This window comes from Citrobacter sp. MGH105, assembly GCF_001037485.2.
Taxonomy (GTDB): Bacteria; Pseudomonadota; Gammaproteobacteria; order Enterobacterales; family Enterobacteriaceae; genus Citrobacter; species Citrobacter portucalensis.
Genome location: NZ_CP073048.1, coordinates 2,543,329 through 2,558,186, shown reverse-complemented (window position 1 = coordinate 2,558,186; position 14,858 = coordinate 2,543,329). Strand labels below are relative to the sequence as shown.

The following is a 14,858-nucleotide window of genomic DNA, read 5'->3' as shown; positions in this document are numbered from 1 at the left end:
AGGGCTTCCGTTTCTCGCAGGAAGCCCTTTTACACAGCAAGCGCCGTTCTACTTAGCTCTCACTGACACTCTCTTTTTGCAATATTTTGAGCAGATCTTCCTTCAGGTGGAGTTTCTGTTTCTTAAGACGAACAATGTCCAAACTATACCCCCGACCATCCGAACCTTCCAGTCTGGAGATCTCATGATCAAGGCTGTTGTGTTTTTCGAATAAGGACAGAAAGCGAGGGTTCTCGGATTTCAGTCGGGAAATAAGCTCTCTGTATTCTGGAAACATACTTTCTCCCTGTTAGTGGACAAGAACGTGTATAAGAAATACACACCCACAGAGTACCCATTTGCCATACAGAAAAATGCGAACAGGATCGAGTAAATAGTGTACAGAGTCGTTATGAGGATGAATGCAGATACGGCTCCCCATCAGGAGAGCCGTAAAGGGGGGCTTAACGCATCTCGCGGTCGTCAACGTACTGACGTTTATCCGGCGCTGGCGGGAAGTACTGATACAGCCAGGTTTCGCTGATGGCGTCACCCTGACAACGCAGGAACATACGCATATCTACCGGATCGGTTGAGTCAGAGGTCGGATACCAGTCAAACTGAATGCGATAACCATCGATAGGCTCCACGTAGAGGATCTCAATCTGTTTCGCTTCACCGCTGGAGAGCGTAATCACCGGTTCAATGCCTTTCGGCGCAGCCGCTTTTAGATCGCCACCAACGAAGTCAACGGCAAAACGACGCGCCCATTTTTCTGGGTAATGCTCGCCCGGTGCCCATCCTTCCGGGAAACCGCCCATGCCTGTCCGGGTCGCCATCACGCGAGCCAGCGGTGAACGCACCGGCGGTTGAGCGCTCCAGTACAGGCGATATTTGAATTCCAGCTCATCGCCGGCTTTGATCTTCTTGTCCGGCTGCCAGAAGCAGACAACGTTATCCAGCGTTTCGCCGGTCGTCGGGATCTCCATCAGACCGATGGTCCCCTTGCCCCACTGGTTGCGCGGTTCGACCCACAGGCTTGGGCGCTTGTTATACCAGCCCATGATGTCCTGATAATGGGAGAAGTCGCGATCGAGTTGCAGCAAGCCAAACCCTTTCGGGTTGTTATCGGTATAGGCGTTGAACTGCAGCTTTTGCGGGTTATTCAGCGGACGGCAGATCCACTCGCCATTGCCCCGCCACATCGCCAGACGATCTGAGTCATGGATTTGCGGGTGAATAGTGTCGCACATCCGACGCTCATTGTTGCCGCAGCTGAACATGCTGGTCATCGGCGCAATGCCGAGCTGCTTGATGTCTTTGCGCGCATAGATGTGGTTTTGTACATCCATAATCACCTGCGTTTTCTCGCAGTGGATCACGAACTTGAATGCGCCGGTTACGCTTGGGCTGTCGAGAAGCGCATACACGGTAAAGGAGGTTGCGCCCGGTTTAACCGTTTCAAACCAGAAAGAGGTGAAATCAGGAAACTCTTCTTTGCTGTCGGTGTAGGTATCTACCGCCAGACCACGGGCCGATAAACCGTACTGATAGGTGTCATCCACGGCGCGGAAATAGCTGGCGCCCAGGAAAGAAACGACATCGCGGCGGGCCAGTTCTGGCGCTTTAAACACGCGGAATCCAGCGAATCCGAGGTCAGTCTGCCCTTCCAATTGTTTGGTATCCACACCCGCGTCGTTGTATTTAAACAGTTCCGGACGGAAGTGAATTTCACGCGCCATATGCGTACTACCATCAACTGAAAACATGCGTACACGGCGACGGAAGCCCATTCCCACGTGAAAGAACTGCGCATCAAGCTGACGATTTTCAACATTGTTCCACAGAGACTGCTCTGCGTCATATTGAATGCTGTTGTAGGCCTGCGGCGTCAGTTTCGCCAGCGTGTCCGGTAACGCGCGTGGTGCGCCGCCCCAGGGTTTCTGTGCTAAGTCATGGGCCATCGATTGCAGAACGGAAAAATCAAAACGTACGGTTTTTCCGTCTGCAATGTCAGACTCTGCCGCAAAGGCGGCGCGGGAAAAGAGTGATGCAATACCACTGGTTCCGCACACGGCGGCCATTGCCATTGAACCTTTAATAAATCGTCTGCGATTCATGCCTGAAAGTGAGTCCTTCTGGTCGTGTAAATGGTCCCGCGCCGGTCAAAATCTGCGGCATGAGAGTGCACATTTCTGACCGCTCACTCTAGACAAAATTCATTAATAATCCAATTGTTGGTCGCCGATTATCTGTACAAAATCGAAAATATTTTATGTCGATGGGAACAGACCGAATCCCATGTAAATTCCATTAAAGTAAACCACACCGACGTTTACTTCGCTCTTGAGCCTCCTGATACAGCGCAAACTCATCATAAACCGCGCAACCCAGCGCCTGTTCAAACGCGTCGCGGCTGGAATTTCCGTGGCTGCGAGCCTGTGTTTCATTACCCAAATTGGACTGGAAAATTCCTGCGGCGCTCACCGGTAAAAAATCTTCGTAGGTGATGGGTTGCGCAACCAGCCAGCCCCGTTCAATAAGCGGCTGCGGATCGTCATCCGGGCGAATCGCCTGCCGATGCGCTTCACCCGATGGCGTCAGACGATAGCGGAACCAGGCTAGCCCCTGCTGGCGCAGCAGGAATTCGCTGTCCGGGAAGGCCTTGAATACTTCCTGAAGGTGTAGCTGGTGCGTCAGATTGTCTTTCCCCGTTCCCGCTTTATTCAGCAATTCGTCGTACAACGCTCTGCCTTTCGGTGTCAGGGCCACGCCGCGCTGTTCGATTTCACCAAAACGTGCCGTGTGAGTGCCGCGCATTTCACCGGCAAACAACACCGGTTCTTCCAGCGCTTTGAAACTGGTCTGACGCAATAAAATGGGCACCTCGCGGCGCGGCGGCCCTTCAATCAGTATTTTCGGTTCAATGCCGCATTCCGGCATCATCGACTGCACCCGGTCAATATCCAGCGTTCGCGGTGTCAGATGGTTGATATGACAACCGGGGAAGCACACTACATCAGCAATCAGCCGGTGTTCGTTATGTAATGCGTGATAGGTCTCTTCATCGACCGTGGCGTGCTGATGCCAGCGGAATGTTTCCAGCGCTTCATGCACAAATTCTTGCGCCTGTTCAGATGTAAAACTGCCCTGCGCGTCAAATTCATCCAGCAGTTCGTGGCAACGGCGAGTGAAAATATCGCGTTTCGCGAGGATCTCAGCGGCTTTTTGCCGCAGCGCGGCGTTTTCGATTAGTTCGAGCCGTAATAACGAGGTGAATACCCGAAACGGGTTGCGCGATAGCGAGGCATCGTCGATGGGACGAAAGGCTGTGGAATGTACGGGGACGCCCGCCTGGGAGAGATCGTAATAACTCACCGGATACATGCCCATAACGGCAAACATCCGGCGCAGCGTAGAAAGCTCCTGCGCGGTACCCACTCGAATGGCGCCATGACGCTCAACGTTTAGCCGGGCCAGTTCATCCGCATTCGCCAGTTTTTCATGCAGCGTCGGATTATTTTCCAGTACCGCCAGATTCACATCAGCGACAAGTTCCAGCAACGTGCCGTACTGCGGGACTTCCTGCTGGTACATTGCTGACATTGCCTGCGAAAATTGTTCCCGAATCTCATCTGCCGTGATGGTGTTCGCCATAATGTCATGCCTCCAGTGAATATTACCTGGAGTGTAGAAAACGCCGCTGACTCCGGTGGGAAGAATTTACAAAGTGTGACCCCGCGTAAACTTCCCACCCATACAAACGATGAACAGTACCTACTGGCGTGGTTTCAAATGACTTTCCAGCCAGGGCAGCATCTGTTTTTTACGGCTAAGCATACCTTCTACCTTGCAAGGCTGCGGGATGTCTGAAAGTTCTGCTCCAGCAAACCATAAGCTGGTATCACCCAGATTGATGTCAGTGAGCATCAGCACGACTAACGCAGCGTTCTTTTCTTCTGCATAGCGCGCCATTTCCTGACGGAGATCGTCCAGCACCGCATCCACCTGTTGCAGCGCATACAGTTCAAGCTGCGCTACACAAACTGAATGCCCATGGATGGTGAAGGTTTTAATGTCTTTCTGCAGAAGCTCGCGGGCGCTCATCCCTTCCACGCTTGTTTTGGCTGACAGCAGGTCGCGACTGAAAGCGTCAAGATCCACTCCGGTTTTTTGGGCCAGCGCATCAACCGCCTGGCGATCGTCAGTGGTCGTCGTTGGTGAACGAAGCGTGACAGTGTCACTCAATACGGCGCCGAGCAGTAAAACAGCCTCAGCGGAAGATAACTGGTTGCGTTCATCCTCCGTCATCAGTTGCCACAGCAGGGTTGCGCTACTGCCGACAGGCTTCACCCACACTTCCGGTGGCAGACGGGTGACTAACCCACCAAGTCGGTGATGATCGATAATTCCAACCACGTTACTTTCTGTTAACGATTCCGGTCCCTGGGCCGGCTCGGTGAAATCGACCAGCCAGACATCACGATCGGTCAGTTCAAACGTCAACCGTTCAGGCATCGTCAGCCCCGCATGCTCAAAGATAAACTGCGTTTCGCGATTAGGCTCGCCCAAACGCCATGCCGTCGCCTGCTGGCCACGTAAACTAAGCCAACGCGCCGTCATTGCGGCGGTGCAGATGGCATCGCTATCGGGATTAAGGTGCCCTATTACATGTATCATTCATCAGTGCCTTGTGAAGAGAAATCGTTCAAAAGTAAACAATCACCAAAGTATAACGACTGGGCACACTCCCTTCCATGATCCCACCACCCAGCAATGCTGTACAAAACATAAGCAAAATAAATCAGTTGTAAGTAAAACATGATAAATGTTAATAATATTTTGCTATCAGGTTATCAAAAACAAACAACTTTACTTGTCACCGATACGGCTCTGTTTTTAACATCGCTTATGGAAAAAAATGTTCTGTTCAATCAGCGCATTCGCTTGCGCCACCTTCATACTTTTGTCGCCGTTGCACAGCAGGGAACGTTGGGGCGCGCGGCTGAGACCCTTAACCTGAGCCAACCGGCTCTCTCCAAAACGCTAAATGAACTGGAGCAACTGACCGGTACCCGGCTCTTTGAACGTGGCCGCCTTGGCGCGCAGTTAACGCTGCCCGGAGAACAGTTTCTTACCCACGCGGTAAGAGTGCTGGATGCGCTCAACACCGCCGGACAAGCGTTAAATCAGCGCGAAGAATCGCAGACTGATGTCGTACGGATCGGGGCCTTACCCACCGCGGCACTGGGCATTCTGCCTGCGGTAATTGGTCCTTTCCACAAGCAGCAAATGGAGACCACGCTACAGGTCGCCACCATGAGCAATCCGATGATTCTGGCAGGTTTAAAATCCGGGGAAATCGATCTTGGCATTGGTCGCATGGCCGATCCGGAATTAATGGTCGGTCTGAACTATGAATTGTTGTTTCTGGAATCACTTAAACTGGTCGTGCGCCCTAATCATCCGCTGTTGCAGGAAACCATCACGTTAAGTCGGGTAATGGAGTGGCCGGTGGTGGTTTCGCCAAAAGGAACCGCGCCTCGCCAGCACGCAGAAGCATTGTTGCAAAGTCAGGGTTGTAAAATGCCGCCAGGCTGCATTGAAACGCTGTCAGCATCGCTTTCCCGCCAGCTGACGGTTGATTACGACTATGTGTGGTTTGTCCCTTCAGGCGCGGTTAGAGAGGATTTACGCCAGGCGACGCTGGTGTCGTTGCCGATACCTACCCATGGTGCGGGTGAACCCATCGGTATTCTTACCCGTGTCGATGTGCAACTCTCTCAGGCCGCGCAGATCCTCATCGCCGCAATACGCAAAACCGTACCGTTTTGATGCCAAATATTAAGGGACCATCAGGTCCCTTAATTTATTGTTAAAACGTTTCCCAGTTATCGCCACTGGCCGTTGCCGTCTGCGGACGCGAATGGTCAGGCGTAGTGGTTACGGGAGGGCGTTTAATTGCACTCGTTCCCGTTAAGCGAAATGTACCTACGGCTTCCGTTAAGCGCGCCGCCTGCTCTTCGAGAGAGGCCGCCGCAGCCGATGCTTCTTCAACCAGCGAGGCATTTTGCTGCGTAACTTTATCCATTTCTGATATCGCCTGGCTCACCTGTACGATACCCCGGCTCTGCTCATCAGAAGCCGCCGCGATTTCCAGCATGATATCGGTCACGCGTTTTACCGCATCGACAATATCCGTCATCGTATTGCCCGCCGCGACGACTTCTCCGGAGCCCTGGTCAATCAGTCGGACCGATTCGCTGATCAATCCTTCAATCTCTTTTGCCGCCTGAGCGCTGCGGCTTGCCAACGTACGGACTTCACTGGCGACCACGGCAAATCCACGCCCCTGCTCTCCTGCCCGCGCCGCCTCAACCGCCGCGTTCAGCGCCAGGATATTGGTCTGGAAAGCAATGCTATTAATCACGGCTGTGATTTCGGAGATTTTCTTCGAGCTCGTTGAGATATTGCCCATGGTTTTCACCACGCCAGAAACCATCTGACCGCCCCGACTGGCCTTACCGGACGCATCTTCCGCCAGCTTACTTGCGTGATGCGCGTTGTCGGCGTTTTGCTTCACCGTGGCGGTCAGCTCTTCCATGCTGGCTGCCGTTTGTTCAATCGCTGCGGCCTGTTGTTCAGTACGTGAAGACAAATCGGTATTACCCGCCGAAATCTCACTGGTACCGCGGTATATTTCTTCCGCACCCTGACGTACCGTACCCACCGTTTTCCCCAACGATCGTTGCATTGTCTGCAGATGGCGGCTCAGGCGACCAATTTCGCTGCGCCCGGTCGGTTCATCTTGCATGGTCAGATCGCCCGCGGAAATTTGCTCAATACGCTTGGCCGCGCGTAACAGAGGATGAATGACCGTGCGGCGCAGAACAATGAACGTCATTACGGTCAGCGCCAGCGCAAGAACGAATGCACCCAGCATAAAAGCCATGCCGAGCTGTGTACGCTGGTGCGCCTGTTCGCTTAACTGGTTCGCCCTTGCGGTACGAATGTCGATCGCTTTTAACAACACCTTGTTGTAAGCAGAGTCCAGCGGTCTGGCCTGTTCATTTTCATGGTTGATGATCGCTTCAAACATGCCGTTTTTAGCGTACTTCAACATAGGCTGTAAGCCGTCGATATAGGCTTTGAAGCTGGCGCTCAGTTCAGCATCTAACGCTTCATCGGCAGACGTTTTTACCGCGCGTGACATATAAGCATTGAAACCGTCCTGCGACTGCTTGATCCGTTTTTCGGCCTCGGCAATATTGGCCTTCATGTCATCCATTTCGGCAATACGGCTCGCCGCGCCGGCGTGGATCATGTTGATACGTGCGGTACGTAAATGGTTAGAGCTGTTAGATAACCCCATCCTGACCTGAATCTCATCGGTCACGTCGCGCTGATCGCGATCGGCCTGCATAAGAAAATAGCTTGCCAGTCCGGAACTTAAGGCGAACAGCAGAAGGATGCCACCGAGAATGGAGGAAAACAGCGGAACCAGCCGGATTTGATGCAGAAAGCCCAGTTTATGCTGGGCTTGCATCGATGTAGTGTTGTCCATGACCGTCGACTCTCTTGTAGGGTTTATGCGTGAAAACACGCCCGTTAGATAGTCATCGGCAATCCGGGAAGTTTACTTACCGTGAAAAGCGCCGGATTCGTCACACTTTCACAACATAATTCTAAAAAATTCAGGAAAGTGCCAGCGGTTAAATCCGCTGGCCAATGAATCAGTTATCGCCAAAGTGGATAACGGTACGGATGGACTTACCCTGATGCATTAAATCGAACGCTTCGTTAATCTGCTCCAGCGGTAAACGGTGGGTAATAAAGGGATCCAACTGAATTTTCCCACTCATTGCTTCTTCAACCATGCCAGGAAGTTGAGTACGCCCTTTCACGCCGCCAAACGCGGAACCGCGCCAGACGCGCCCGGTAACCAGCTGGAACGGACGCGTTTTGATCTCTTGCCCTGCTCCCGCCACGCCAATGATGATGCTTTCACCCCATCCTTTATGGCAACATTCCAGTGCCGCGCGCATCACGTTAACGTTGCCGATACATTCAAAGCTAAAATCCACGCCGCCATCGGTCAGCTCAACGATCACATCCTGAATCGGTTTGTCGTAATCCTTCGGGTTGATGAAATCAGTCGCGCCCATTTCACCTGCCAGCTTAAATTTTTCCGGATTGGTATCAACGGCCAGAATACGCCCGGCTTTCGCCTGCACCGCGCCCTGAATTACCGCCAGACCAATACCGCCCAGACCAAATACGGCGACGGTGTCGCCTTCTTTCACTTTTGCGGTGTTATGGACTGCTCCGATACCGGTGGTCACGCCACAACCCAGCAGACACACTTTGTCCAGCGGGGCCTGCGGGTTAACCTTCGCCAGAGAGATCTCCGCGCAAACGGTGTATTCGCTGAAGGTGCTGGTGCCCATATAGTGATAAATCGGCTCACCGTTATACGAGAAGCGCGTTGTGCCATCCGGCATCAGACCTTTGCCCTGGGTCGCACGTACGGCCTGGCACAAGTTGGTTTTACCCGATTTACAGAACTTACACTCGCCGCACTCTGCGGTGTACAGCGGGATCACATGATCGCCCGGTTTCAGACTGGTGACGCCTTCGCCTACTTCAACCACAATGCCGCCACCTTCATGGCCAAGTACCGCCGGGAATACGCCTTCCGGATCGTCGCCAGAGAGCGTAAAGGCGTCGGTGTGGCACACGCCGGTATGGGTAATTTTAACCAGCACTTCACCTTTCTTTGGCGGTGCGACGTCGATTTCGACAATTTTTAACGGTTGGCCGGGGCCGAATGCAACTGCTGCACGTGATTTCATTTGTCTCTTCCCATTATTGCGAGGTGATGATGTTATTTTAGATAAGCACGCAGAAGATGGCCGATTTCAGCCATGCGCACGGCACGCTGGTCTGGCGTTGTTTCTCCGCTGACCAGCTCGTCTTTCAGATGGATCTCAACCATTTCGCCCATCAGGCCATTGGATGCACCGCGCACGGCGGCAATTTGCTGCAGGATTGCCAGACACGGTTCGCCAGATTCCAGTGCACGCTCAAGCGCATCAACTTGACCGCGAATACGGCGTACACGGGTGAGAATGCGTTTCTTGTCTTCAGGTGAATGCGGCATACGCCCTCCAGATACTATAGGGGGGTATGCTATCAGATTTGTTATTTGGCTGTAAAATATATGAGTGCTGATTATGTTAACGCATTGATTTTTATTATATTAGTTTGAACAACACACGGATGGGTTTTAATTGTGTAAGATGCTCCCAAAGATTATGTAAATTAATAAGACCTGCCTGAGCTAATATTGCTATCGTGATCATCAATGTGGATGCAGTAATTACAAGCATTAAGCGGTTAATGTTTCGTTGGATCCTGAACTGTTGCTTGTCCCTTCTCTCCTCAGATTCCCATGTGACAATTGTTGAAATAGCCTTGCCTTGTATATAATATTTTTCATCACTAAATCTGACATCCTCTGTAATTACAAGTGACTGGAGCAGCAGAAAGACCTTCCTCCTGAAATCTTCATTCTTGATATGTTTATACCAAAGCGTCCCGTACAATAGATCAATAACCTCATCACATGTTACTCCAGTGTGAGTTTTCTCTGGCGATTGATGTACATATTCGTTCACCAGCATCTGTAGCAACATTATACGATCAAGTCCACTCAACGACTTGTTACTGGCGAATGAAGAAAAGAGATTGCTTTTTGCTCTCGTCAGAGCATTTTTTGCATAAGCAATACGTGTGAAATAATTTATTGCAAAAAGAAAAATCGAATCAAACCTTAATGGACCTTGCTTTCTCCAATGAATAATCTCAACATTCATTTTTTCAATATCATTGAGTGGAAGGTTTATTTTCTCCATATAGGCGTGCTGATCAGCATGCCATTTTTCAAGCACAACATTTTTGCCTCTTAGGCTCACAAGCTGATATTTTTCTTGTTTTACATCCGAAAAATAAACACCATAGTAATTATATACTTGATCATCCACATGATTTTTCAGAGTAAACCGTGGCAGAAAATAACGCCATAATCTACCTTTAGCTCTCGAAACTAAGGATTCTATGAACATAATTACGCTCTAACATCTTTAATTTGTCACAGTTAATGATAGTTCACTGTGCGAATAAAAAAGCCCTCCCCATTCAATAATGAGGAGGGCTTTTGTACACCGATTTAGTGCTTATCAGTGATCTCAACAACGACATGGCGATCTGGAGCAAGGCAATTAATCAGCTGCTGTCCGGTCTGCCCATCACAACTGGATCCCGTGACAGAATCACTCGAACCATGTCCTTGTGCAGTAATATTTGCAGCTGGCATGCCTAACGCGACTAATTCATCGGCAACAGCCTGCGCGCGCTGGGCTGACAGTTGCTGGTTATAATCTGCGGCTCCGGTGCGATCGCTATAGCCAATAACAACGGTCGCTTTGTCTTTGGCCGGTTGCAGACCAGGATTTCGGTATAACTGCGCAATCGCCGCTTTCCCTTCTGGGGTTAATGCTGCTGAATCATAACCAAACATCACATCAGATTTTAAGTTAAAACGCTGAGGTTCAGGCGCAGGAGTTGCGGCAACTGCCGGTGCAGGCGTAACCTCCGCATCGTCATGCTGGCCAAAGCGATATGACAACCCAGCGGTAACGGAACTAACATCGCTTGATACGCCAATCTGGTTTTCATTACCCACATTGCTCACCCATTGATATTCCACGCGGCCAGCCCAGTTCTTGTTAAAGGCATATTCCGTACCAACAGCCACAACCGGACGCACACCGGTATCAAAGCGGTTATTGCCTTTAATATCTGACTCCGCGCGATATCCCATTGCCCCTGCACGGCCGTAGAGATCCCAATTATCTGTCAGACCATAACTTGCCTTCAGAGATAATTGCAGGCCCTGACTTTTCATTTGAGAACCAGATGCGCCATTTTTACCGTTGAATTGCATGTTGCCTAAATAGTCATAACCGCCTTCAACTGCCAGCCATGGAGTAATCTGATAGCCTGTAAATACACCACCACCGACGTTATCGCTATCAAAACCAACATCACCATATTTATTACCATTAGCCCCCGTTTGCTGGCTTGCGCTGGTATCAAAGTAATGCGACCAACCAAATTTCCCACCAGCATACCAGGTTCCCGCATCCGCTGCGGCAAATGCCGTAGTCGCGGTCAGTGCATTTGCAATAATGAGTGTAATAAGCGTCTTTTTCATAAATTTCCTATTATAGACTTGCCGTTTGTCAGTTAGTTATCTGTTAGTCGGCGCTACAATAAGATTTTTAATGAAGGCTGATAATCGTTTTTTTATTTATTTCTGGACAGTTTTAGAATCGCTCTGGACGCTTATTTACGATAACAATAGCTATCCCACCCGCAGTAAATCGCTATATCTCGTTGTATAACGTGGTGAAAGCATATCTCGCTTCATTGCCCACGGTTGTTGTATACCTTGTCCGGCAAAATAGAGCGTTCCTTTACCTTTTTCAGCATTGAGCGTATCCAGAACGGCCATCAGCTTATCGCTGTTATGCCGTGGGGCGTTGTCATCAAACAGATTCAACTGCGCAACGCCAGAACTAAAAAAATCGCCCAGCATGACCCCTGCTTTTTGATAACGCAGCCCCTCCCGCCATATTGCGTCCAGGCTACGTGTGGCCGCCCTTATAATTTCCCGACTATCCTGGGTTGGTGTCAGCAGTTTTATCGATGCGCTGTTACCGTAATACGGTTCATTCAGGGAAAATGGGCTGGTTTTGATAAACGTAGAGATAAACCGGCAGAACTGGTGCTCTCTGCGTAATTTTTCCGCAGCACGTGCAGCATAGGTACAAATAGCCTCTCTCATCGCATTGTAATCCGTGAGTTTTTCACCAAACGATCTTGAACAAATGATCTCCTGCTTAACTGGCGCAAACTCTTCCAACGCCAGGCACGGTTCACCGCGCAATTCCCGCACAGTGCGCTCAAGCACAACGTTGAAATGTTTGCGGATAAAGCGAATATCGGTATCCGCTAGGTCGCAGACCGTTTTAATGCCCATAGCGTCCAGTTTTTTACTGATACGGCGTCCGACACCCCAGACTTCATCAACCGGGAGCGCAGCCATCAGCTTACGCTGACGCTCAATATTCGAGAGATCCACCACCCCGTCAGTCTGTTCCTGCCACTTTTTGGCAGCATGGTTCGCCAGCTTGGCCAGGGTTTTGGTCTGGGCGATACCGACCCCAACCGTGAGGCGCGTTTTCTGTAAAATGGTTTCTCTGATTTCACGACCAAAATCTGTAAGATCCCTGCAGTTTCGCACGCCAGTTAAATCACAAAAGGCTTCATCGATACTGTACATTTCCACGCGCGGAGACAGCTCCTCCAGAATCGACATTACCCTGCTGCTCATATCCGCATACAGCTCGTAGTTCGAACTAAAGCAGAACACGCCGCAGCGCCTGAACAGATCTTTCTGTTTGAAGTATGGTGCTCCCATATTGACGCCAAGCGCCTTCGCTTCCGCGCTGCTGGCAATGACGCAGCCATCATTATTTGAAAGAACAACAACGGGTTTACCTTTCAGGTCCGGTCGGAATGCCGATTCACAACTGGCATAAAACGAATTAACATCCACCAGCGCAAACATGATCAGCCCGCGGATTTAATGATAAATGTCACCACGCCAAATATATCCAGCGTGTCCTCGCTGCCGATCATGATCGGTGCGTAGGCGCTGTTCTCTGGCTTCAACATCACCACCGGATGCAATTGCAGGCGCTTAACGGTGAATTCGCCTTCAATAGCAGCAATCACAATGTCTCCGTGGGCCGCTTTTCTGGCACTGTCGACTACCAACAAGTCGCCAGCACCGATCCCTGCCCCCATCATGGAGTCGCCAGACGATTTTACAAAATAGGTTGCGCTGGGATGCTGCACCAACAGGTCGTTAAGATCGATACGTTTCTCAACGTAATCCTGCGCCGGAGAAGGAAAACCGCAGGGCACGAGATCGCTAAATAGCGGGAAGTGTTTGATTTCGGGATGTTCAACTGGCTGGAAAAACAACATAATAATCTGCCTCTCATATAACTGTATTTATATACAGTAGTTTTAATGAGGACAGTGATCAAGTGACAGACGTGGCGAACTGAGCGTTGTTTAATCATCTTGCCGGTAAGCGTTTATGCTATCTGGAAAAATAATTTTCGGTTTTATTCCACAGAAGAAAGTACAAATTTTCGCGACATGTACTCAGCCGGAATGATAACGACTACGGCGCCCTGAAAGCGCGTATAGTGGCGTACTAAAATCATTAAAACGGACACATTATGACCACCGCAGGGAAAAGTCATCCGCTGGCCATTGGCGGCCTCATCACCTTAACGCTCATCTGGAGCTACAGCTGGATCGCGATGAAACAGGTCACGCACTACATCGGCGCGTTCGACTTTACCGCACTACGCTGTTCTTTTGGCGCATTATTGTTATTCATCGTTCTGTTACTGCGTGGCCGAGGAATGCGCCCGACACCTTTCGGCTATACGTTAGCGATCGCCTTGCTACAAACATGCGGCATGGTTGGATTATCACAATGGGCGCTAGTCAGCGGCGGCGCAGGTAAAGTAGCCATACTGAGTTATACCATGCCATTCTGGGTGGTGATTATGGCCGCCATTTTCCTCGGTGAACGCATGCGGCGTTTACAGTATTTCGCCATTGCCGTGGCAGCTGCGGGATTATTGCTGGTTTTACAGCCATGGCAATTGAACTTTGCCTCAATGCAGAGCGCGCTACTGGCGATCCTTTCTGGGATCAGTTGGGGGGCCAGCGCGATTGTCGCCAAGCGAATGTATACCCGCCATCCGAATATCGATCTGTTAGCGTTGACCGCATGGCAGATGCTGTATGCCGCGCTGGTGATGAGCCTGGTGGCCTGGCTGGTTCCACAGCGAGATCCAGACTGGCAACCTGTCGTTTTCTGGGCATTAGCTTATAGCGCCGTGCTGGCGACGGCGCTGGCATGGAGTTTATGGCTGTTTGTGTTGCGTAACTTACCAGCCAGTATTGCCAGCTTAAGTACGCTGGCGGTACCTGTCTGTGGCGTTCTGTTTTCCTGGTGGTTACTGGGTGAAGAGCCTGGCGTTGTTGAAGGCTGCGGTATTGTGCTGATTGTTGTTGCGCTGGCTATCGTCAGCCTGAAAAAACGCGTCTCCCAGGTTCAAAGCGTACGAAAAGCACCACCCTGCGAAAATTAATCGGCTAAAAAAATGCCCCGCATTTGCGGGGCATTACCTCAGGAGCGTTTACGCGGCATCATGCGCAACAGCGTATTATCCTTCCAGAAATAGTGATGCATCAGGGCGGCAACGGCATGCAGACCAATAACAAAATAACCCAGGTTTGCCAGCGTCACGTGCCAGGACTTCAGCATATCCACTAAATCAAAGTTAGCCTCTGCCGCATGCGGCATAACGATGCCGAATGCAATCCACGGATTACCCCGGTTGTACATCATCACCAGCCCAATAATAGGCAGCACAATAAACAACAGATAGATAACCAGATGCCCCAGATGCGCCATGCCGGTCATCATTGGCTTTGGTTTTGGCACAATCGGCGGTGCCGGATATTTCAGCCTGACCAGCAGACGCGCCACCATCAGCGTTAATATCGTGATACCACAGGATACGTGCACCATGTTGAATAAGGGACGATAGCTGCGCGGGAAAAATCCGCGAAACTCCATGGCGCTATAGGCCACAATAACTAACAAAAAGACCAGCCAGTGAATACCGATTTGCAGGCCAGAATACTTATTCCCCATAACACTT

At 50.7% G+C, this 14,858-nt stretch carries 14 protein-coding genes; 2 read left to right on the top strand and 12 right to left on the bottom strand.

What is annotated here, in order from left to right:
* Window positions 1-52 precede the first annotated feature (52 nt).
* From SK35_RS12240 to SK35_RS12225, 4 genes are all read right to left on the bottom strand, one after another.
* Entirely contained in the window at window positions 53-277 is a 225-nt protein-coding gene (locus SK35_RS12240) for a YdcH family protein (protein ID WP_048214137.1), read from the bottom strand.
* 166 nt (window positions 278-443) lie between these two features.
* On the bottom strand, window positions 444-2,099 hold the full coding sequence (locus SK35_RS12235) for a glucan biosynthesis protein D (protein WP_047411098.1): 1,656 nt from the start codon (window positions 2,097-2,099) through the stop codon (window positions 444-446).
* 193 nt (window positions 2,100-2,292) lie between these two features.
* On the bottom strand, window positions 2,293-3,636 hold the full coding sequence (gene hglS, locus SK35_RS12230; protein ID WP_003020282.1) for a 2-oxoadipate dioxygenase/decarboxylase HglS: 1,344 nt from the start codon (window positions 3,634-3,636) through the stop codon (window positions 2,293-2,295).
* Between the two features lie 120 nt (window positions 3,637-3,756).
* Window positions 3,757-4,659: a manganese-dependent inorganic pyrophosphatase gene (locus SK35_RS12225; protein WP_048214136.1), complete on the bottom strand. Its 903-nt coding sequence runs from the start codon at window positions 4,657-4,659 to the stop codon at window positions 3,757-3,759.
* 231 nt (window positions 4,660-4,890) lie between these two features.
* Here SK35_RS12225 and pcaQ point away from each other — a divergent pair, with 231 nt between their 5' ends.
* Complete coding sequence (gene pcaQ / locus SK35_RS12220; RefSeq protein WP_003020288.1) at window positions 4,891-5,814, top strand: pca operon transcription factor PcaQ; 924 nt, start codon at window positions 4,891-4,893, stop codon at window positions 5,812-5,814.
* Window positions 5,815-5,854: 40 nt separating this feature from the next.
* On the opposite strand, the gene SK35_RS12215 is transcribed toward pcaQ, so the two are convergent.
* The 7 genes from SK35_RS12215 to SK35_RS12185 all read right to left on the bottom strand — a co-directional run bounded on the left by SK35_RS12215 (window position 5,855) and on the right by SK35_RS12185 (window position 13,095).
* A complete protein-coding gene (locus SK35_RS12215) occupies window positions 5,855-7,543 on the bottom strand; it encodes a methyl-accepting chemotaxis protein (RefSeq protein WP_048214135.1) in 1,689 nt (562 codons plus the stop codon).
* 169 nt (window positions 7,544-7,712) lie between these two features.
* On the bottom strand, window positions 7,713-8,831 hold the full coding sequence (locus SK35_RS12210; RefSeq protein WP_008784862.1) for an S-(hydroxymethyl)glutathione dehydrogenase/class III alcohol dehydrogenase: 1,119 nt from the start codon (window positions 8,829-8,831) through the stop codon (window positions 7,713-7,715).
* A gap of 32 nt (window positions 8,832-8,863) precedes the next feature.
* Window positions 8,864-9,139, bottom strand: a complete 276-nt coding sequence (locus SK35_RS12205) for a metal/formaldehyde-sensitive transcriptional repressor (protein WP_003833178.1) — start codon at window positions 9,137-9,139, stop codon at window positions 8,864-8,866.
* 94 nt (window positions 9,140-9,233) lie between these two features.
* The gene (locus SK35_RS12200; RefSeq protein WP_053071017.1) at window positions 9,234-10,022 is read right to left on the bottom strand and encodes a hypothetical protein; all 789 of its coding nucleotides are present in this window, start codon (window positions 10,020-10,022) and stop codon (window positions 9,234-9,236) included.
* 185 nt (window positions 10,023-10,207) lie between these two features.
* Window positions 10,208-11,254, bottom strand: a complete 1,047-nt coding sequence (gene ompA / locus SK35_RS12195; protein ID WP_008784866.1) for a porin OmpA — start codon at window positions 11,252-11,254, stop codon at window positions 10,208-10,210.
* 150 nt (window positions 11,255-11,404) lie between these two features.
* Entirely contained in the window at window positions 11,405-12,673 is a 1,269-nt protein-coding gene (locus tag SK35_RS12190; RefSeq protein ID WP_048214134.1) for a Y-family DNA polymerase, read from the bottom strand.
* 2 nt (window positions 12,674-12,675) lie between these two features.
* Window positions 12,676-13,095, bottom strand: coding sequence for a translesion error-prone DNA polymerase V autoproteolytic subunit (locus tag SK35_RS12185; protein ID WP_003833182.1), 420 nt, complete (start codon window positions 13,093-13,095; stop codon window positions 12,676-12,678).
* A 260-nt stretch (window positions 13,096-13,355) separates the two neighbouring features.
* Between SK35_RS12185 and SK35_RS12180 the strand changes: the two genes are divergently transcribed.
* Window positions 13,356-14,282, top strand: a complete 927-nt coding sequence (locus tag SK35_RS12180) for a DMT family transporter (protein ID WP_048214133.1) — start codon at window positions 13,356-13,358, stop codon at window positions 14,280-14,282.
* A gap of 38 nt (window positions 14,283-14,320) precedes the next feature.
* On the opposite strand, the gene cybB is transcribed toward SK35_RS12180, so the two are convergent.
* Window positions 14,321-14,851 carry a cytochrome b561 gene (cybB, locus tag SK35_RS12175; protein WP_008784870.1) on the bottom strand — a complete coding sequence of 177 codons (531 nt, stop codon included), beginning with the start codon at window positions 14,849-14,851 and terminating at the stop codon, window positions 14,321-14,323.
* Window positions 14,852-14,858 lie beyond the last annotated feature (7 nt).